At 59.6% G+C, this 19154-nt stretch carries 15 protein-coding genes; 13 read left to right on the top strand and 2 right to left on the bottom strand.

Annotation, left to right across the window (positions count from 1 at the left end):
- Position 1 precedes the first annotated feature (1 nt).
- On the top strand, positions 2-1300 hold the full coding sequence (gene glyA, locus XH92_RS36950; RefSeq protein ID WP_194456463.1) for a serine hydroxymethyltransferase: 1299 nt from the start codon (positions 2-4) through the stop codon (positions 1298-1300).
- Here the strand turns inward: glyA and XH92_RS36945 are convergent.
- Positions 1297-1584, bottom strand: a complete 288-nt coding sequence (locus XH92_RS36945) for a hypothetical protein (protein WP_194456462.1) — start codon at positions 1582-1584, stop codon at positions 1297-1299. The two genes, glyA and XH92_RS36945, sit on opposite strands and share 4 nt — an antisense overlap.
- Before the next feature lie 382 nt (positions 1585-1966).
- Here XH92_RS36945 and XH92_RS36940 point away from each other — a divergent pair, with 382 nt between their 5' ends.
- The 7 genes from XH92_RS36940 (at position 1967) to XH92_RS36910 (ending at position 10281) form a co-directional block, all read left to right on the top strand.
- On the top strand, positions 1967-2590 hold the full coding sequence (locus XH92_RS36940; RefSeq protein ID WP_210345517.1) for an XRE family transcriptional regulator: 624 nt from the start codon (positions 1967-1969) through the stop codon (positions 2588-2590).
- Positions 2591-2673: 83 nt separating this feature from the next.
- Complete coding sequence (locus XH92_RS36935) at positions 2674-3573, top strand: glutamine amidotransferase family protein (protein WP_194456461.1); 900 nt, start codon at positions 2674-2676, stop codon at positions 3571-3573.
- Between the two features lie 5 nt (positions 3574-3578).
- Positions 3579-4277 (top strand): protein glxC, encoded by a 699-nt coding sequence (locus tag XH92_RS36930; protein WP_194461603.1) that lies wholly within the window; start codon positions 3579-3581, stop codon positions 4275-4277.
- A gap of 12 nt (positions 4278-4289) precedes the next feature.
- The gene (locus XH92_RS36925; protein ID WP_210345516.1) at positions 4290-5618 is read left to right on the top strand and encodes an FMN-binding glutamate synthase family protein; all 1329 of its coding nucleotides are present in this window, start codon (positions 4290-4292) and stop codon (positions 5616-5618) included.
- A 25-nt stretch (positions 5619-5643) separates the two neighbouring features.
- On the top strand, positions 5644-6981 hold the full coding sequence (glnT, locus tag XH92_RS36920; protein WP_246787947.1) for a type III glutamate--ammonia ligase: 1338 nt from the start codon (positions 5644-5646) through the stop codon (positions 6979-6981).
- Positions 6982-7372: 391 nt separating this feature from the next.
- On the top strand, positions 7373-9217 hold the full coding sequence (ilvD, locus tag XH92_RS36915) for a dihydroxy-acid dehydratase (protein WP_194456459.1): 1845 nt from the start codon (positions 7373-7375) through the stop codon (positions 9215-9217).
- Between the two features lie 124 nt (positions 9218-9341).
- Positions 9342-10281 (top strand): IS630 family transposase gene (locus XH92_RS36910; RefSeq protein WP_371817871.1). Its coding sequence is split into 2 segments (ribosomal slippage): positions 9342-9677 and positions 9679-10281, totalling 939 coding nucleotides; the frame shifts between segments, so codons are not numbered across the junction.
- A gap of 426 nt (positions 10282-10707) precedes the next feature.
- Here XH92_RS36910 and XH92_RS36905 read toward each other — a convergent pair.
- Positions 10708-11220, bottom strand: coding sequence for an Lrp/AsnC family transcriptional regulator (locus XH92_RS36905; RefSeq protein WP_194461601.1), 513 nt, complete (start codon positions 11218-11220; stop codon positions 10708-10710).
- Between the two features lie 137 nt (positions 11221-11357).
- Here XH92_RS36905 and mdeB point away from each other — a divergent pair, with 137 nt between their 5' ends.
- From mdeB to XH92_RS36880, 5 genes are all read left to right on the top strand, one after another.
- Entirely contained in the window at positions 11358-14051 is a 2694-nt protein-coding gene (mdeB, locus tag XH92_RS36900) for an alpha-ketoglutarate dehydrogenase (protein WP_194456457.1), read from the top strand.
- Positions 14052-14063: 12 nt separating this feature from the next.
- Positions 14064-15347: a 2-oxo acid dehydrogenase subunit E2 gene (locus XH92_RS36895; protein ID WP_194456456.1), complete on the top strand. Its 1284-nt coding sequence runs from the start codon at positions 14064-14066 to the stop codon at positions 15345-15347.
- Between the two features lie 9 nt (positions 15348-15356).
- Complete coding sequence (gene lpdA / locus XH92_RS36890; protein ID WP_194456455.1) at positions 15357-17075, top strand: dihydrolipoyl dehydrogenase; 1719 nt, start codon at positions 15357-15359, stop codon at positions 17073-17075.
- 614 nt (positions 17076-17689) lie between these two features.
- Positions 17690-18235, top strand: a complete 546-nt coding sequence (locus XH92_RS36885) for an Lrp/AsnC family transcriptional regulator (protein WP_194461600.1) — start codon at positions 17690-17692, stop codon at positions 18233-18235.
- A 616-nt stretch (positions 18236-18851) separates the two neighbouring features.
- On the top strand, positions 18852-18971 hold the full coding sequence (locus XH92_RS36880; RefSeq protein WP_194456454.1) for an NAD-binding protein: 120 nt from the start codon (positions 18852-18854) through the stop codon (positions 18969-18971).
- Positions 18972-19154: the final 183 nt, after the last annotated feature.

Genomic DNA, 19154 nt, shown 5'->3' with positions numbered 1-19154 from the left:
GATGAACGCGATCTTGAACCGGAAATTCTTTTCAAGCCGTCTCAGCGATACCGATCCTGAAATTGCCTCGATCGTGAGCGGCGAACTTGCCCGGCAACAGCACGAAGTCGAGCTGATCGCCTCCGAGAACATCGTCTCTCGCGCTGTGCTCGATGCCCAAGGGTCAGTGCTGACCAACAAATACGCCGAAGGATATCCCGGCAAGCGCTACTACGCCGGTTGCGCGCGGGTCGATGAAGCAGAGCAACTGGCGATCGACCGGGCAAAGCAGCTTTTCGACTGCGCTCACGCCAACGTGCAGCCGAACTCGGGTTCGCAGGCCAATCAGGGCGTTTTCTTCGCACTCATGAAGCCGGGTGAGACATTCATGGGTCTGAACTTGGCCGCCGGGGGCCATCTGACGCACGGCTCTCCGGTTAATCTGTCGGGAAAATGGTTCAATGTCGTACCGTATTCCGTGACAAGAGAAGATCAAACGATCGATATGGACGAGGTCGAGGCTTTGGCCCACCAGCATCGTCCGAAGATTATCGTTGCCGGTGGATCAGCCTATTCCAGGTTCTGGAATTTCGAGCGGTTTCGCGCCATCGCCGAAGCCGTAGGAGCCTACCTGATGGTGGATATGGCGCATTTTGCCGGCTTGGTTGCCGGCGGCGTTCATCCCTCGCCATTTCCACACGCCCATGTGGTGACCACGACCACGCACAAGACACTTCGCGGTCCGCGCGGAGGCATGATCCTGACCAACGACGACGAGCTTGCCAAGCAGATCAACTCGTCGATTTTCCCCGGGATCCAGGGTGGACCCCTGATGCATGTCATCGCCGCAAAAGCGGTGGCGTTCGGGGAGGCTCTTCGACCGGAATTTAGGGAATATTCCCAGTCGGTGGTCAGCAATGCGAAGAGGCTGGCTGAAACGCTCGCGTCGAGAGGATTTGCGATCGTCTCCGGCCGAACTGACAATCATCTTTTGCTCGTCGATCTCCGCAGCAAGCGGTTAACCGGCAAAGCGGCTGAAGCGGCTCTCGTTGGCGCGAACATCATCTGCAACAAGAACGGCGTCCCCTTTGACACCGAAAAGCCGTTCATTACGTCCGGAATCCGATTAGGGTCCCAGGCAGCGACAACCCGCGGCTTCGGACGATTCGAATTCGAGGTGATCGGGGAAATGATCGCGGATCTTCTGGAGGCCCTCATGAAAGGCGACGATCTCGCGCTTGAGAAGGCTCAATCCAGCGTCAAGCAGCGGGTGCGCTCGCTGACCGCCGCTTTTCCCATTTACGACAATGGACACGTCTAGCTGATAATTCGGTCTTCAATCACGATTGAGCGGGCGAAGAAGGGCGTCGGTATCGCCGGCGTCGCCACTGTCGCTCCGCTCAGTTCGGGGAGGGTGTCCCGCCACATATTTGCAGATCCGGTGAAAGAAAATCGTGACGTCGTCTGCAGGCGATGACCGCTCTTCCACACGTTGTCGAGTTGATCGACCATGAGCTGGTGAGTGGAGAAGCGTTTCTTGGACACGATGTGGAGATTGACGGCATGCACCGAAACGTTCAGCTTGATCTTGCTGCGCTCGAACACGTACGGTCACGGAGAAGAACGGAGAAGGGCTTCTGACAAGGACGGCACTTGAAGACGCCTGGGCGTGTGGACTGCCGAGGACAAACGGCGTGTGCTGCATTTTTTGCTCGCGAACTCGACTTGGAGCGACGGTCAATTGCGAGGCACCTTCCAACCCTTTAATTTGATTGCAGAAACGTCCTGAACGCAGCCGCATGATGATGGAGATGGAGAGCCGAATTCGTCTAGGCGTTCTGTTTAGTGGTCGGGAAGAGTTCGAACGCGCAGAACCATCGTCGCGGCGACCGCGAGCTTGAGCGTCGGACGGGCAATTCAGACAATTGAATCATGGACATGGCGACAGCGCATGCCTATCTAGGCATGAGCAATCGTTGGGTGCAATTTGTCTGAAGAAGATTTTCCAACCGGGTCTGGCGCGCCGGCTGCTTTGGAACGAAGACTGGAGCGCGCGCTGGGTCGCCAGATCAAGCGGATCCGCCGCTCTCAGGATCTGTCAGTTGCTGACCTTGCGAAGACGGCCGGCATCTCGGTTGGCATGCTCTCGAAAATCGAAAACGGTCAAATCTCGCCATCCCTGACAACGATTGCCGCGCTCGCCGGGGCAGTCAACGTACCGATCAGTTCGTTGTTCGCCGCGTCCGAAGAGAGGGGTGATTGTTCATACGTGGCCGCGAGAAAAGGCCTCATCATCGAAAGGCGCGGCAGCAAATCGGGGCATGTCTACGAACTGCTCGGACATGCCTTGCGTGGTGACATCGTCATGGAGCCGTACTTCATCACGTTGCGCGAAGGCGCCCAGTCGTTCACCGGGTTCCAGCACGCCGGTATTGAGTTCATCTACATGCTGAGCGGAAGGGTCGGCTACCGGCACGGAGATCAGGTCTACGAGCTTGGCCCCGGCGACTCGCTGATGTTCGATTCCCGGGCGGCTCACGGTCCGGACCAACTCATTGAAGTTCCTATGACTTATCTGTCGATCATCGTGTATTCGCGGGAATCCAGCTAGTTTCCTATTGCGAAATTTTTTTTCTTGACAGAAAAGTGACCGGGTAATATCACTTCGTTGGATTGACCAGCGAGGTGGTGATTATGTGCGGCATCGTCGGCTTGTTCATAAAGGATAAGAAGCTCGAGCCAGATCTCGGTGCGTTACTGTCCGAAATGCTCGGGACCATGTGCGTTCGCGGCCCCGACAGCGCCGGATTTGCCGTCTACTCCAACGGCAGCCCGCAGGCCGGTATCAAGATCACCTTTAGCCACCTCGATCCGCAGAGCGCTCAATCCGCCATCAAGGACATCGAGGCGCATCTTGAATACGATCTGCGGCCGGTCCGCCGCTTCAATCACACAACCATCACCGTACGGAAATCAGACGAGGGCTTCGCGCGCTCCACGCTGCGGAACTCGGCCGGCCTGAGTGTCGTCAGCGTCGGCCGCAGAATGGAAGTGTTCAAGGATGTCGGCTGTCCTTCGGACGTTGCGAACTCATTCGGCCTTCCTCGCATGAGCGGCTCCCACGGTATCGGTCACACCCGCATGGCGACCGAGTCCGCGGTCACCACGCGAGGGGCCCACCCGTTCTCGACCGGGGTCGACGAATGTCTTGTGCACAACGGCTCGCTCTCGAACCACGCGGGCCTTCGTCGCAAGCTCGAGCATGAGGGGCTGAAATTTGAGACGGATAATGATTCCGAGGTCGCCGCAGGCTACCTAACCTGGCGGATGAGCAAGGGAGAAACCTTAGGGGAAGCATTGAAGGCGGGCCTGTCAAATCTCGACGGCTTCTACACATTCGTTGTCGGAACCGAATCCGGCTTCGGTGTCATCCGCGATCCAATTGCTTGCAAGCCGGCGATCCTAGCCGAAACCGATCAGTACGTGGCGTTCGGATCGGAGTATCGCGCCTTGGCGGCGTTGCCGGGCGTTGCAAACGCGAAACTATGGGAGCCGGAGCCCGCAACAGTTTACTTCTGGGAGCATGCGGCGTGAATCTGATGGTCAGCGACAACGTTTTCGATTTGGGGCGCATCAAGCTCCGCGATCTCAATTCGGCTTTGCATGGAGCGTCTGAAGCAGATGTTACCAGGCGCTGGGTCGTCAAGAATCCGAATGGAGCGCACGCGGTGGCGGCCGGCATCCGCGTTCCTCTAACGGTCCAGATCGACGGCCATGTCGGATATTATTGTGCCGGCATGAATCAGCGAGCGACCGTGATCGTCAACGGCAACGCTGGCGTCGGTGTGGCCGAGAACATGATGTCCGGAGCGGTCCATGTCCATGGCGATGCAAGCCAAGCCGCTGGTGCCACGGGTCGTGGCGGTCAGCTCATCATTGATGGCAATGCCGCGGCCCGATGCGGCATTTCCATGAAGGGCATCGATATCCTCGTCAAGGGCAGCATCGGCCACATGAGCGCCTTCATGGGGCAGGCGGGAGACCTGATCGTCCTCGGTAATGCGGGAGAATATCTCGGGGATTCTCTGTATGAGGCGCGCCTGTTCGTCCGCGGCTCGGTCGCCAGCCTAGGATCAGATTGCATCGAGAAGCCGATGAAGGACGAGCACAAATCGGCGCTGCACGAGAAGCTGAAGCAATTAGGTGTTGCCGGCGAGGTCGATGTTTCGAGCTTCAAGCGCTACGGCTCGGCGCGTCGGCTGTACAACTTCCATGTCGACAATGCCGGCGCGTATTGAGGGCTCACTGAGATGACCATGCATACCAAGCCGGTTCCGCAAACGCTCCCCAGATTCTCGAGCACTTTCTCGCCTCACGTGCTCGCCGAGATCAGGCGAGCGGCCGCGACCGGCATCTACGACATTCGGGGCGGAGGCACCAAGCGAGCGCTGCCGCATTTTGACGATCTGCTTTTTCTCGGCGCATCGATTTCGCGCTATCCCCTCGAAGGCTACCGCGAGAAGTGCGGGACCGACGTGACGTTGGGTTCGCGCTTCGCCAAGAAGCCGATCACCCTGAAGACGCCGGTGACGATTGCCGGGATGAGCTTCGGCGCCCTGTCGGGGCCCGCCAAGGAGGCGTTGGGTCGAGGCGCATCCGCGATCGGAACGTCCACCACGACCGGTGACGGAGGAATGACGGCCGAGGAGCGCGAACATTCGTCGCTGCTTGTGTATCAGTATCTTCCTTCTCGTTACGGGATGAATCCCGACGATCTTCGCAAGGCGGACGCGATCGAAGTTGTCATCGGGCAGGGTGCCAAGCCAGGCGGCGGAGGCATGCTGCTTGGACAAAAGATTTCCGATCGCGTCGCTGCGATGAGAACCCTTCCGAAGGGCATCGATCAGCGCTCGGCGTGCCGTCACCCGGATTGGACCGGGCCCGACGATCTGGAGATCAAGATCGAAGAACTGCGCGAGATCACCGACTGGGAAAAGCCGATCTATGTGAAAGTCGGGGCATCCCGTCCCTATTATGACACGTCGCTTGCCGTGAAAGCCGGTGCGGACGTGGTGGTCCTCGATGGCATGCAGGGCGGCACGGCCGCCACCCAGGACGTATTCATCGAGAATGTCGGGCTTCCGATCCTGGGCGCCATTCGGCCGGCCGTGCAGGCGTTGCAGGATCTCGGCTTCCATCGCAAGGTTCAACTCATCGTTTCGGGTGGCATCCGCACCGGAGCGGATGTTGCCAAGGCTCTTGCACTTGGCGCCGATGCCGTCGCAATCGGCACCGCGGCACTGGTCGCTTTGGGCGACAACGATCCATCGCTCGAGAGCGAATATCAGGCGCTCGGCAGCACCGCCGGCGCATATGACGATTGGCATGAAGGCAAGGATCCCGCCGGGATCACGACTCAAGATCCTGTGTTGACTGCCCGCCTCGACCCCGTGAAGGCGGGACGCCGACTGGCGAACTATCTCTCCGTGCTGACGCTCGAGGCGCAGACGATCGCGCGGGCCTGTGGCAAGAGCCATTTGCACAACCTCGAGCCGGAGGATCTCGTCGCGCTGACCGTTGAGGCCGCTGCGATGGCGCGCGTGCCCCTTGCAGGGACGAACTGGATACCCGGCCTGTAACGCAACGGAGTCGAGGGGGAAACACATGAACAAGATGACATCGTCAGCTTCTGAATCATCGCGAGTGGCCGATCTGTCGGAAGTCGCCAAGGAGAGGGGAATAAAGTATTTCCTCGTGTCTTATGTCGATCTGTTCGGGAGCCTGCGCGCCAAGCTGGTTCCTGCATCCGCGATTTCCGACATGCTGGTCGCCGGCGCCGGTTTTGCCGGGTTTGCAACCTGGCTCGACATGTCGCCCGCCGACGCCGACATGTTCGCGATTCCGGACCCCCACAGCTTGGTTCAGCTCCCTTGGAATCGAGAGGTTGGATGGCTGGCGTCGGACCTCTATATGGGCGGCGAGCCGGTGGCTCAGGGCCCCCGCAACATTCTGAAATCCGTGATTCGCGCAGCGGCGAAGCAGGATTTCCAGGTCAAGACCGGGGTCGAATGCGAATATTTTCTGATTACGCCGTCCGGGGACACCATCAGCGATCTTGCGGATAACGCGTCAAAGCCTTGCTACGATCAGTCGGCGTTGATGCGGCAGTTCCCCGTGATCCGCGAAATATGCGACGCGATGCTGACCCTGGGGTGGGGCGCATACCAGAACGACCACGAGGACGCCAACGGTCAGTTCGAAATGAACTGGCATTATGACGACGCTCTGGTAACGGCCGACCGCCATGTGTTCTTCAAGTACATGGTTCGCACGCTCGCTGAAAAGCACGGCCTGCGCGCGACCTTCATGCCGAAGCCCTTTATCGATCTCACGGGATCCGGCTGTCACATGCATGTCTCTCTGTGGAAGGGAGACGACAATGTGTTCGCTGATCGCGGCGACGAGCTTGGCCTGTCGAGTTTGGGCTACGCATTCATCGGTGGGGTCATCCACAATGCCGACGCCTTGTGCGCCATTACCAATCCGACGGTCAATTCGTACAAGAGGATCAATGCCCCTCGGACCGTCTCCGGCGCGACCTGGGCGCCGAACACCATCACGTATTCAGGAAACAACCGTACTCACATGATCCGCGTGCCCGGTGCCGGGCGGTTCGAGTTTCGTCTCGCAGACGGTGCGGCAAATCCATATCTTCTTCCCGCCTGCGTGATGGCGGCCGGACTGGACGGCATCGAAAACAAGCGCACTCCCGGCAAGCGTCTCGACATCAACATGTATACCGAGGGCGCGAGCGTAAAGGACGCGAAGCGCCTTCCGCTCAATCTTCTCGACGCGTTGCGCGCGCTCGAGGAATCGCAAGTCCTGCGCGATCGGCTCGGCGATCCCTTCGTGAACGCGTTCTTGAAGCTGAAGCACGAGGAATGGGGCAGCTTCACGCGCCACCTCACCAAGTGGGAGCGCGATCACACATTGGATATCTGACAATCGAGTTCCGGTCCCTCCCGGAAGCGCCTCGGACTTTACTTTGGCGCAATCTTGGTCCGGCATCTTCAAGGTGCCGGGCTTTTTCTGTGGTGACTTGAGCTTCGCCGCCTGATCGTTTTGAAGCATCCTCGATTCGCCTAGTGTTCCCACAGCAGATACCAAGTAGCGGAAGTCCTCGTAGCAAGTCGGCCTTTTCAGTTGTCCGCAGATAGTGCCGAAACCACTGTCGACGAATCTCGATGAAGCGATGGCGGCGGCCTAGAACCATTCGTATGAACCAGATTATTCCGGGGGCACTCAAAGAGCAGATCTGGAAATCTCGGCCTTTTCGCGTTCGGTGCTCCGCATCGTACCGGAATGGAGAAACTTACATAACCGGAGAAACACCATGCCCGCCTATCGCTCCCGCACTACCACCCACGGCCGCAACATGGCGGGTGCTCGCGGCCTCTGGCGCGCCACCGGCATGAAGAACGAGGATTTCGGCAAGCCGATCATTGCGGTGGTCAATTCCTTCACCCAGTTCGTGCCCGGCCACGTCCATTTGCAGAATCTCGGCCAGCTCGTCGCGCGCGAGATCGAGAAGGCCGGCGGCGTCGCCAAGGAGTTCAACACCATCGCGGTCGATGACGGCATCGCGATGGGCCATGACGGCATGCTCTACAGCCTGCCCTCGCGCGAGCTGATCGCCGACAGCGTCGAATACATGGTCAACGCACATTGCGCCGACGCGATGGTCTGCATCTCGAACTGCGACAAGATCACGCCCGGCATGCTGATGGCGACCTTGCGGCTCAACATCCCGACCGTGTTCGTCTCGGGCGGCCCAATGGAGTCCGGCAAGATCCTGCTCAAGGGCAAGAAGCGCGCAGTCGACCTGATCGACGCGATGGTCGCGGCCGCCGACTCCAACGTCTCGGACGAGGAGGTCGAGGTGATCGAGCGCTCGGCCTGCCCGACCTGCGGCTCCTGCTCCGGCATGTTCACTGCGAACTCGATGAACTGCCTGACCGAGGCGCTCGGCCTCGCGCTGCCCGGCAACGGCTCGGTGCTGGCAACCCATGCCGACCGCAAGAGCCTGTTCGTCGAGGCCGGCCATCTGATCGTCGATCTCGCCCGCCGCTATTACGAGCAGGACGACGCCAAGGTGCTGCCGCGCAACATCGCGAACTTCAAGTCGTTCGAGAACGCGATGACGCTCGACATCGCGATGGGCGGCTCGACCAACACCGTGTTGCATCTGCTCGCCGCCGCCCGCGAGGGCGAGGTGCCGTTCACGATGGCCGACATCGACCGGCTGTCACGAAAAGTGCCGGTGCTCTGCAAGGTCGCGCCCTCGGTGCAGGACGTCCACATGGAAGACGTGCATCACGCCGGCGGCATCATGGCGATCCTCGGCGAACTCGATCGCGCCAAACTGCTGACCACCGACGGCCCGACCGTGCATGCCGCAACGCTGGACGACGCGCTGAACCGCTGGGACGTGGTGCGGACCTCAAGCGACAAGGTGCGCAATTTCTACCGGGCCGCGCCCGGCGGCGTGCCGACCCAGGAAGCGTTCAGCCAGGACCGCCGCTTCGACGAGGTCGATCTCGACCGCGAAACGGGCGTCATCCGCGACGCCGCGCACGCCTATTCCAGGGACGGCGGCCTCGCCGTGCTGTTCGGCAACCTTGCCGAAGACGGTTGCATCGTGAAGACCGCCGGCGTCGACCAGAGCATTTTGACGTTCTCAGGCCCCGCCCGCATCTTCGAGAGCCAGGACGCGTCGGTCGACGCCATCCTGGCCAACAAGGTCAAGGCCGGCGATGTCGTGCTGATCCGCTATGAAGGTCCGCGCGGCGGCCCGGGCATGCAGGAGATGCTCTATCCGACCAGCTATCTGAAGTCGAAGGGCCTCGGAAAGGCCTGTGCGCTGATCACCGACGGCCGCTTCTCGGGTGGCTCGTCCGGCCTTTCGATCGGCCACGTCTCGCCGGAAGCCGCAGAAGGCGGCCTGATCGGCCTCGTCGAGGAAGGCGATATCATCGAGTTCGACATTCCGAACCGCAAGGTCAACCTAAAGGTCGACGATGCTGAGCTGAAGCGCCGCCGCGCGGCGATGGAGGCCAAGGACAATGCGGCGTGGAAGCCGGCAGCGCCGCGCAAGCGCGCGGTCTCGACCGCGCTGAAGGCCTATGCGGCTCTGACCTCCAGCGCTGCGCGCGGTGCTGTCCGGGTGGTCAAGGATTAGTGTTACGCCACCATCCAGTGTGCCAGTCGCCCTAAAGCGGGATGAGTTTAGTCTGAATCGATTTGGGATTCCCAAATCAGCTGGTTTCTGATTCATCATGCTGGCTGGACGGAGGCCAGCATGGATGGGCAAGCCGTATTCTCTGGATCTTCGCAAGCGTGTGGTAGCCGCGATTGAGGGCGGAATGTCCCGCAATCAGGCCGCCAAGCAGTTTGGGGTGGCGATCAGCACGGCCATCGGTTGGATGAAGCGGGTCGATGAGACCGGCAGCGTTGAGCCTGGCCAGATCGGCGGCTACAAGCCGAAGGCAATTTCGGGCGAGCATGCGGTCTGGCTGTCACAACGGATCAAGGACGGCGATTTCACCATACGTGGTCTCGTCGCCGAGCTTGCCGGACGTGGTCTGAAGGTCGACTACCACTCGGTGTGGGACTTCGTGCATGCCGAGAAGCTCAGCTTCAAAAAAAAGCGTGGCGGCTGGGGAACGCGATCGACCCGAGGTCGCGCGGCGGCGAGCCCAGTGGGCAAAGTATCAAGATCGCGTCGAAGCTGAGCGGCTGGTCTTCATCGACGAGACCTGGACCCGGACCGATATGGCGCCCTTGCGGGGATGGGCGCCGCGCGGGCGCAGACTTCACGCCAAGGTCCCCCACGGCCGCTGGAAGACCATGACCTTCCTGGCGGCCCTGCGCCATGACCGGATCGATGCGCCATGGTTCATCGAGGGGCCAATCGACGGCGTGAGCTTTCGCACCTATGTCGAGAAGGTTCTTCTGCCTGTCCTTCGACCCGGCGATATCGTCATCTTGGACAACCTCGGCAGCCACAGGAGCAAGGCGGTTCGCCAACTCATCCGTTCGGTCGGCGCCAAACTCTTCTTCCTGCCAAAATACTCGCCCGATCTGAATCCGATCGAACAGGTCTTTGCCAAGCTCAAGCAACTCGTCCGCAAAGCTGCCGCGCGAACCGTCGACGCGGTCTGCGCCGCAATCGGTCACGCACTCGAGGCCTTCACATCCGTGGAATGCGCCAACTACCTGAAAAACTCAGGCTATCGAACCTAATGCCATCACGCTTTAGACACTTTCATCGTACGTGCTGCGGGCACTTTTCCACTGTAGTCATCAGGCTCATCAACCAAGCTACCGTGCCGGTGCAATCGCGTGTCGCACGTGCTGCCGCGTATTCGTGAAGTTAGACTTCCGCGCGGCTTGATATGAATTCATTTCCAGCGCGTTGGTCACCCATGGGGTGGGACGCTTCGCCTGCGGTCAGGCACGGAGTTCACCCGAGGCCGTGAACAGCTTTTTTCGCGAACGAGCTTACCATCGAAGTCGGGACGTCAGACCGAACATCCATGCGCTGGCCAGTCGGCCGGCTCAGTGCGAAGCGTTGGATAAGAACGACGACAGGTGATCCGGATGCAGAATGGAGCCCAGAAACGCTATATTCTGCTCCTGTTGCGCGGGATGGAAGCCCAAGGCTGCGATTCATCGCGGGTTTCGCGGCCTTGATTTGCCAAGCTTTAGATTCACTAGGGTCTCGATCGGGAGTTCGGTGTTATATTTGACCTGCTTAAGCGCGAAGCTGGATCTGATATTCGCAACGCCTGAGGTCTTGGCTAGCTTGTCGACGATGAATTGCTGCAAGGCAACCACGTCCCGCACCACGACGCGCAGCAAATAATCCGAGTCACCGGACATCAAATAGCATTCCATCACCTCCGGAAGGTTCGCCATGGATTTCTCAAAGGCCTGAAGCCTTGGCTCTGTTTGCTTCTCGAGGGCCACATGGATGAAAACGCTGAGGGCGGAGCCGAGATGGACTGGATCCAGCAGCGCAACACGACGTGAGATGACGCCCGTCGCCTCGAGTTGCTTGACACGCGTCAGGCAGGGAGACGGCGAAAGGCCGACGCGCGCCGCGAGCTCAACATTCGACAGGCTCGCATCACGCTGCAAATGCTTGAGTATCTTAAGGTCGATTGCATCGAAATCTTGCATCGGCATGACGTGCTGAAATGGGCTACAGAAACGGCAAGGTTAGCTGTTTGGAGGCCTTTTCGCAAGGTATTCGGTATGACCTGCTCGTGCATGGGGTGCTAGGAGAACGTTCGCATTCACGAGATTGGCAGAGCTCCATGATTCACGATGTCGAGAAGATTCGCCACGTCCGGGCCTCCGCGACTGACGACGCAGATCCGTTGGAAACGGCAGACTGGCTGACATCTCTGGCGACGCTTTACGGCAATGGCGGAGCCGAACGAGCTCGCTTTGTCCTGTCGGCGTTGGACGCACGCGCAAAGGAGCTCGGCGTGATCTCGGAGGCGCCTCCCTTTTCGCCATATCGCAATTCCATCCCGCTGGAGTCGCAACCTCCCTATCCGGGTGACATCGACATCGAAACGCGCATTACGGCAATCATACGCTGGAACGCTTTGGCCATGGTGGTGCGCGCCAACAAGGCCTATGGCGAGCTTGGTGGACACATCGCAAGCTACGCCTCGGCGGCGGAGATCTTCGAGCTCGGCTTCAATCACTTCTTTCGCGCCTCTGACGACGGATCAGGCGGAGACATCGTCTACTTCCAACCGCACTCCTCGCCAGGTGTCTATGCGCGCGCGTTTCTGGAAGGTCGCCTGACGGAGCAACATCTCAAGCATTATCGTCAGGAGCTGACTGGCAGTGGACTGTCCTCCTATCCCCACCCATGGCTGATGCCCGATTTCTGGCAGGTGCCGACCGGGTCGATGGGAATCGGACCGATCAGTGCCGTCTACCAGGCCCGCTTCATGAGGTACCTGCAGAACAGGGGTCTGGCGGTGACAGAGGACCGCCACGTCTGGGGCGTATTCGGCGATGGCGAGATGGACGAGCCGGAATCCCTGGCGGGGCTGTCGATTGCCGCGCGCGAGGGGCTGGACAACCTGACCTTCATCATCAACTGCAACCTTCAACGCCTGGATGGGCCGGTTCGCGGTAACGGTCAGGTCATCCAGGAGCTGGAGATGCTGTTCCGCGGTGCGGGCTGGGGTGTGATAAAGGTCCTGTGGGGATCGGAATGGGATCAGATCTTCGCCCGCGATACTGAACACGCGCTGCTTCGCCGCTTTGCCGCGACAGTCGATGGCAAGTATCAGACGCTTGGCGCAAAGGACGGCGCCTACAATCTGGCGCACTTCTTCGATGAAGATCCCGAGGTGCGGGCATTGGTCTCTCACATGTCGGACCGGGAGGTCGACGCTCTTCGGCGTGGCGGTCACGACTTCCGCAAGCTATATGCGGCCTTTGCCGCAGCCAAGGCCGCCAAAGGTAAGCCCACGGTCATTCTCGCGAAGACCAAAAAGGGCTTCGGCATGGGTGGTGCCGGCGAGTCACGGATGACTTCCCACCAGGCCAAGAAACTGGATGTCGATGCGCTCTATGCCTTCCGGGATCGGTTCTTGCTTCCATTGAGTGATGAACAGGTCGAACGCCTCGAGTTCTATCGGCCTGAGGAAAACAGCGCCGAACTAGAGTATCTGCGGCAACGTCGTGAAGCACTCGGCGGATTTCTTCCGGCCAGGAAGCGAACTGCACCATCGGTTCGCGTACCCGCACTTGATAGCTACGCCGAGTTTGCCTTGAAAAGCGACGGCAAGGAGATGTCGACCACGATGGCCGTCGTGCGGCTATTTTCCAATCTGCTCAAGGATAAGCAGGTTGGCCCCCGGGTCGTTCCGATTGTCGCTGACGAAGCACGAACGTTCGGAATGGCGAACCTGTTCAGGCAGGTTGGGATCTATTCGCCGGTCGGGCAGCTGTACGAGCCGGAAGATGCCGGCTCGATGCTCTACTACAAGGAGGCAGTCGACGGCCAGCTTCTCGAAGAAGGGATCACGGAAGCGGGAGCAATTTCGTCCTGGACCGCCGCGGCTACCTCGTACAGCGTGCACGGTCTGAAGCTGCTGCCGTTCTATATCTACTATTCGATGTTCGGATTTCAGCGCGTCGGCGATCTCATCTGGGCGGCGGCCGATCAGCGCTCGCGGGGCTTTCTGATCGGCGCCACTGCGGGACGCACCACACTCGGCGGCGAAGGACTCCAGCATCAGGACGGCTCCAGCCACGTCATTGCGGCAACAGTTCCCAACTGCAGAGCTTACGATCCGGCGTTCTCCTATGAAGTCGCAGTGATCCTCGACCACGGAATGCGCGCCATGCTTGAGGAGGACCGCGATGAATTCTATTACCTAACCGTCATGAATGAGAATTATTCGCAGCCATCGATGCCGCAGGGCGTTGAAGCGGACATCGTCAAGGGCCTGTACTGCATTGCGCGCAGCGCCGAGACGGCAGGATCGCCAAGCGTTCGATTGGTGGGCTCGGGCGCGATTCTGCCGGAGGTGATCCAGGCCGGCAAGTTGCTGAAGAGCGATTGGGGCATTAGCTACGAGGTCTGGTCGGCGACGAGTTTCTCCGAGCTCGCGCGTGATGCTCGCGACGTCGAGAGGCAAAATCGTCTCAATCCGCTGACAGAACCACTCACCAGTCACGTGGCGGCATGCCTGCCTGGGCAGGTGCCGGTCATCGCGACCTCCGACTACGTGCGCGCATATCCTCAGCTCATTGCGTCGTATATCGAAGCTCCCTTCACAGTCTTGGGTACCGACGGGTTTGGCCGTAGTGACACGCGGGCCGCACTCAGAGCGTTTTTCGAAGTCGACCGTCATCAACTGGTTGTTGCAGCTCTTTCTGCCCTGGCGCGTTCCGGTGCGATCGACAGGCAGCGGGTCGCTGATGCGATTTCGCGTTACGGCGTAGCGGTCGGCGCTCCCTCGCCGTGGTCTGTATAAGTGGAGCTCACCATGACCAGACTGGTGGATGTCGTTCTGCCGGACATCGGCGACTATAAGGATGTGCCGGTCATCGAGATCAACGTAAAGGTCGGCGATCACGTGTCGATCGATACGCCATTGCTCTCGATCGAATCGGACAAGGCGACGATGGAAGTGCCGTCTCCCTTTGCGGGCGTGATACGGGAGCTGAAGGTAGTGGTCGGCAGCCGCGTGTCGCATGGCAGCCCACTCATGCTGCTCGACCAGCTACTCGACCAAGCGATGCCCTCGGCCAATTCTCCCGCCGAGGCGGCCTCGACCGAGACCGCCTCGGCGGCCGCTGCGCCAGCGCTGGCCTCCAAACCCGCGGATGAGATCAGGACAGAGCCAACAACGCAAAATGCCGATCCGACGGCGGCTGCACATGCCACGCCGTCGGTCAGAGCGTTCGCGCGCGAGCTCGGCGTGGATCTCGCAAAAGTGACCCCGAGCGGCGCAAAGGGGCGGATTCTGCGCGAGGACGTTGCTGCTTATGTCAAGCGCGGGCTCGGTTCAGCTGCCGCCCCGCAGCTGACCGCAAGCGGGGGCGGGCTTGCCGATTGGCCCAAGGTGGACTTCGAGAAGTTCGGTCCGGTCGAGCGCGCCGCTTTATCGAGGATTCAGAAGATCGCCGGCGCAAACCTGTCGCGGAACTGGCATGTTGTTCCTCATGTCACGAACTTCGACAAGGCCGACGTGACAGATGCTGAGGCATTCCGTCAGAGCGTGAACGGCACGGCAGGACAGGGTGCCAAGCTCACCATGGTCTCCATTCTTATCAAGGCGTCCGCGCTCGCGCTCAAGGCATTCCCGCGATTCAATTCATCGTTGGATGGCGAAGAACTTGTTCTGAAAAAATATGTCCACGTCGGATTTGCCGTCGATACGCCGAACGGCCTCATGGTGCCCGTTATCAGGGATTGCGACAGAAAGGGGCTCTTCGATATCGCGGCAGAGATGCGAGCCTTGGCCGACAAGGCCGTCTCGGGAGCGCTTCCGATAGGCGACATGCAGGGCGGCTGTTTCTCGGTGTCTTCGCTCGGCGGTGTCGGTGGCTGCGGATTTACGCCAATTATCAATGCCCCCGAAGTAGCTATCCTCGGCGCGGGACGGTCGGCGACCGAAGCAATCTGGGACGGCAAGGCGTTCAAGCCGAGGCTGATCTTGCCCATTAGCTTATCCTGGGACCATCGGGTCGTCGACGGCGCTGCGGCAGCGAAATTCCTGGGATTCGTCGCTACTGCCATCAGCGACTTGCGTCGGTTCGCGCTCTGAGGATCACTCATGACCCAAATATCCGACATTCGCGTGCCCCATATCGGTGACTTCAAGGACGTCGCGGTCATTGAAGTGCTGATCAAACAAGGCCAGATCGTTGCCCAGGACGAGGCGCTTCTGACGGTTGAATCCGAGAAAGCGACGATGGAGATTCCGTCGCCTTCGGCCGGCAGGATCGAGTCTGTTGCGGTCAAGGTTGGCGACAAGGTATCGCAGGGAACTGTGATCGCCGAGATCGCGGGCTTGCAGGCTACTCCTGCGACCGATCGCGTGGCGGTACCGTTGAAGTCGCACGACACCCCGGTTGCACCTGAATTCGACCTTGTGGTGATCGGGGCAGGCCCCGGCGGTTATTCAGCGGCTTTCCGTGCCGCTGATCTTGGAATGAAGGTTGCCTTGATCGAACGTTACGACGTCCTGGGGGGCGTTTGTCTGAATGTTGGCTGTATCCCGTCTAAGGCGCTGCTGCACGTTGCGGGCGTGAAAGAGGAGGCCGAGCGGATCGCCTCGAACGGCGTCCGGTTCGATCCACCTGTCATCGACCTTGAAGCGCTCAGATCGTTCAAGAGCGCTACTGTAAAGCGTCTGACGGATGGGTTGAGCCAGATGGCGAAGGCACGCAAAGTCGAGATCGTTTGCGGATCAGCCAGATTCGAATCGCCGAACCAACTGGCCGTTACATCGGACGGCGGCGGGACCCAGACCATCGGTTTCAAGACCTGTGTGATTGCGGCGGGGTCCTCGCCTGTCCGGTTGCCCATGCTGCCGAGCGATCGGCGCATTGTCGATTCCACCGGAGCTCTTCAGCTGAGAGAAATCCCTCGCCGGATGCTGGTGATCGGCGGCGGGATCATTGGCCTTGAGATGGCCACGGTGTACAGCGCGCTCGGCGCTCGTGTCGATATCGTCGAGCGCCTGCCCGAGCTCCTGCCCGGCGTTGATCCTGATGCAGTTGCGATCTGGCGCAAGCGAAATGCTCACCGCTTTGATGGCATATGGCTGCGCGCCTCGGTGGAAAGCGCCGAGATCGTCAATGACGAAGTCGTCGTTACGATAATGGCTGAGGATCTGGAGAAGCGCTCTTACGACCTCGTGCTTCAATCGGCGGGACGAACGCCCAACAGTGACGCACTCGGGTTGTCTTCCACCGGACTGAAGCCAGATCAGCGCGGGTTCCTGGCGATAGACAAGCAAATGCGTACATCGGTCTCGAACATCTTTGCGATAGGCGATATCGTGGGTGGACCGATGCTGGCTCACAAGGCCGTGCACGAGGGACATGTTGCGGCCGAAGCCGCGGCTGGACAGAAGAGCTATTTCGACGCCAAGGTCATCCCTTCTGTGGCCTATACCGATCCGGAAATTGCCTGGGTCGGCCTGTCGGAGAAAGAAGCCATAGCCGCGCAGCGGAGCGTCAAATCCGTCAAATTTCCCTGGGCCGCGTCAGGTCGCGCGATCGCATCTGGCGCACGCTACGGGATGACGAAGCTTGTGTTCGACACCGACACCCACCGCGTGGTTGGAGGGGTGATCGTCGGTCCTCATGCAGGGGACATGATCGGAGAGATATGCCTTGCCATCGAAATGGGAGCCGACGCGATCGACATTGGCAAGACAATTCATCCCCATCCCACTTTGGGTGAGACGATAGGCATGGCCGCGGAGCTGTTCGAAGGCGTGTGTACCGACCTATTGCCGGTCGCTAGCGGGAGAAGGACCATCTGACCGCATACGATAGCGGAGATTGAATCAATTCGGGTTCAGTGAAATCATCCGACGTTGGCTTGGGTCGCTGCACGCGCTGCTGATGCATCTCTTCCTTTGTTCAGTCAGACAGTCTTTCGTAAGAACGGCGCTGAACTTGTGTTCCGGTTCTTGGCGAATCAGACGCGATTTTGCGCATGCTCACTGGTGAAAAACGGTCGCGAGCGTGAGGTTACCATGGCAGGAGCGTTGCTAGTTTATCTGCAAGGTCGCGATCGCTCAGTTGTGCCATGTGTCGACGAGGAGTCAGACTTTTGCGCAACATGGAAATCGGAACCGACGCGAGTTTGCCAATGCGCGACGCGTTTTGGTGGCATCGATCCAGGATTGAGCGAAGAACTGGGAAGTGACGATTAGCGAGTTTGACGCTGCATCAGGCCGGCAGTTCGTCCGACCAGCCGTTCCACCGGAGGAGTTCGGTCAAGGCGCTGGCGCGCTTCGGCCAGAATGCAACGTGAGGCATTGTTCCTCAGCCCGCTGCTTCCTTTGGGCGTTCGAACAATTGCGAACATTGTCGCTAGGCAGCAAAGTCGTGTTCAGAAGCGAGGAGGTGGGAAATGACAGGTACTAGCGAAATGACATCGTGTGCCTGGGCCACGGACGCCCGCTCTGTTGAGCGCAGCGCAGCCGCAGAACTCGATAAAATCGATGCTCGTATTCTAGATCTCATGCAACGCAATAATCGCTTGAGCAGCGAAGAACTCGGCGCGAAGGTCGGCTTATCCGCATCCGGAGTTCAGCGTCGATTGAAGCGCTTGCGTTTGGAGGGCATCATACAGGCCGATGTTTCGATCATTTCTCCAAAGGCAATTGGACGGAACGTGACCGTGTTGGTCCTCGTCTATTTTGAGCGCGCTCGGGCCGACATCGTCGACCGCTTCAAGCGAGCGATCTGCAGGATGCCCGAGGTGATGAGTGGATTCTATGTGACCGGCCGCGCCGACTTCGCCCTGCTTGTCACAACAAATGATTTGGAAGAGTATGAGGCGTTTACCCGGCATCTTGTGCGCCAAAACCCGGACATAAAGCACCTGGAAACAATGGTTGTCTTGGATCGAGCCAAAGTGGGATTCACTGTTCCTCTGGCTTCGATCGCATGCTGGTCACCAATGTTCGCGTGACAGTTCAACGGATTCGGTACCATCTGCCGCCAGCGACCGACGAGCCTGCCTGGCCGCGATATCGGTGTTGAGACGGTATTCTGGTCAATTCAACGATCGCTGAACGATAGATATGGCGGAGCTGTTCCACCGCGTATGCGCTGGTCTTCCTCCTGCCGTCAAATCAAGTGCGACGAAACAAATGCTTGAGGTCTTCGGGCGGATTCGTAATCAGTTTAATCGCCCCGGTTGAAGTGCAGCTCCGGCGGCCGATGAAAGAGCGCAGAGTAGGCGAGCTTGTGCTCGGCGGATGGCTATTTTCGTGGACGCTCAGCAGGTGGCGGTTCGGGGAGACGGCCGGTCGCAAGGGAAATCAATATCGCCGGGACGCGGCCCGCTACCCGGCAATCAGTTGCGCGAGCAAGGCACCACGGAAGAGTCGGTCTGTGCGCTTGGGCCTCGGCGCCTCATCCGTTGATTTTGCAAGATCGGGCCCCAAGACGCTGAGAGTCCTGGCGGGCCGCAGACGCTGACGGCTCTCGAAAGAACCCTTATCTGTGTTTCCGCTTGCACGCGGTTAAGGAAACGAAAGAGGCAACGAGCATGTCGAATTGGCCGAACGGGAAGGGGGAGCGGAATGCCCAGCGGCGGGATCATCGGCCTGGAGACGGCCACGATGTGCAGTGCGCTCGACGCTCATGTCGACGTGGTCGAGCGTCTGTCCGAGCTGTTGTTCAGCGTCGACCCTGTCCTTTAGGATAGGCGAGGCCGCGTGACTATACTATCTCGCGGAAATAGTATAGCGGATCGTCGGCCATGCGGCTCGATATCAGCTAGCGAGGCTCTATTCCGAACTGATCCAGCTGGACGAGACGAGAGCCCGAATTGTCGCGTTTTCATCGGATGGCAGATTCATGGCCCTGGCCCTAAGGGCAAGAAA

It is taken from the genome of Bradyrhizobium sp. CCBAU 53421 (assembly GCF_015291625.1).
Lineage (GTDB): Bacteria > Pseudomonadota > Alphaproteobacteria > Rhizobiales > Xanthobacteraceae > Bradyrhizobium.
The sequence above is the reverse complement of the archived record's forward strand: the minus strand, read 5'-3'. Positions and strand labels throughout refer to the sequence as shown.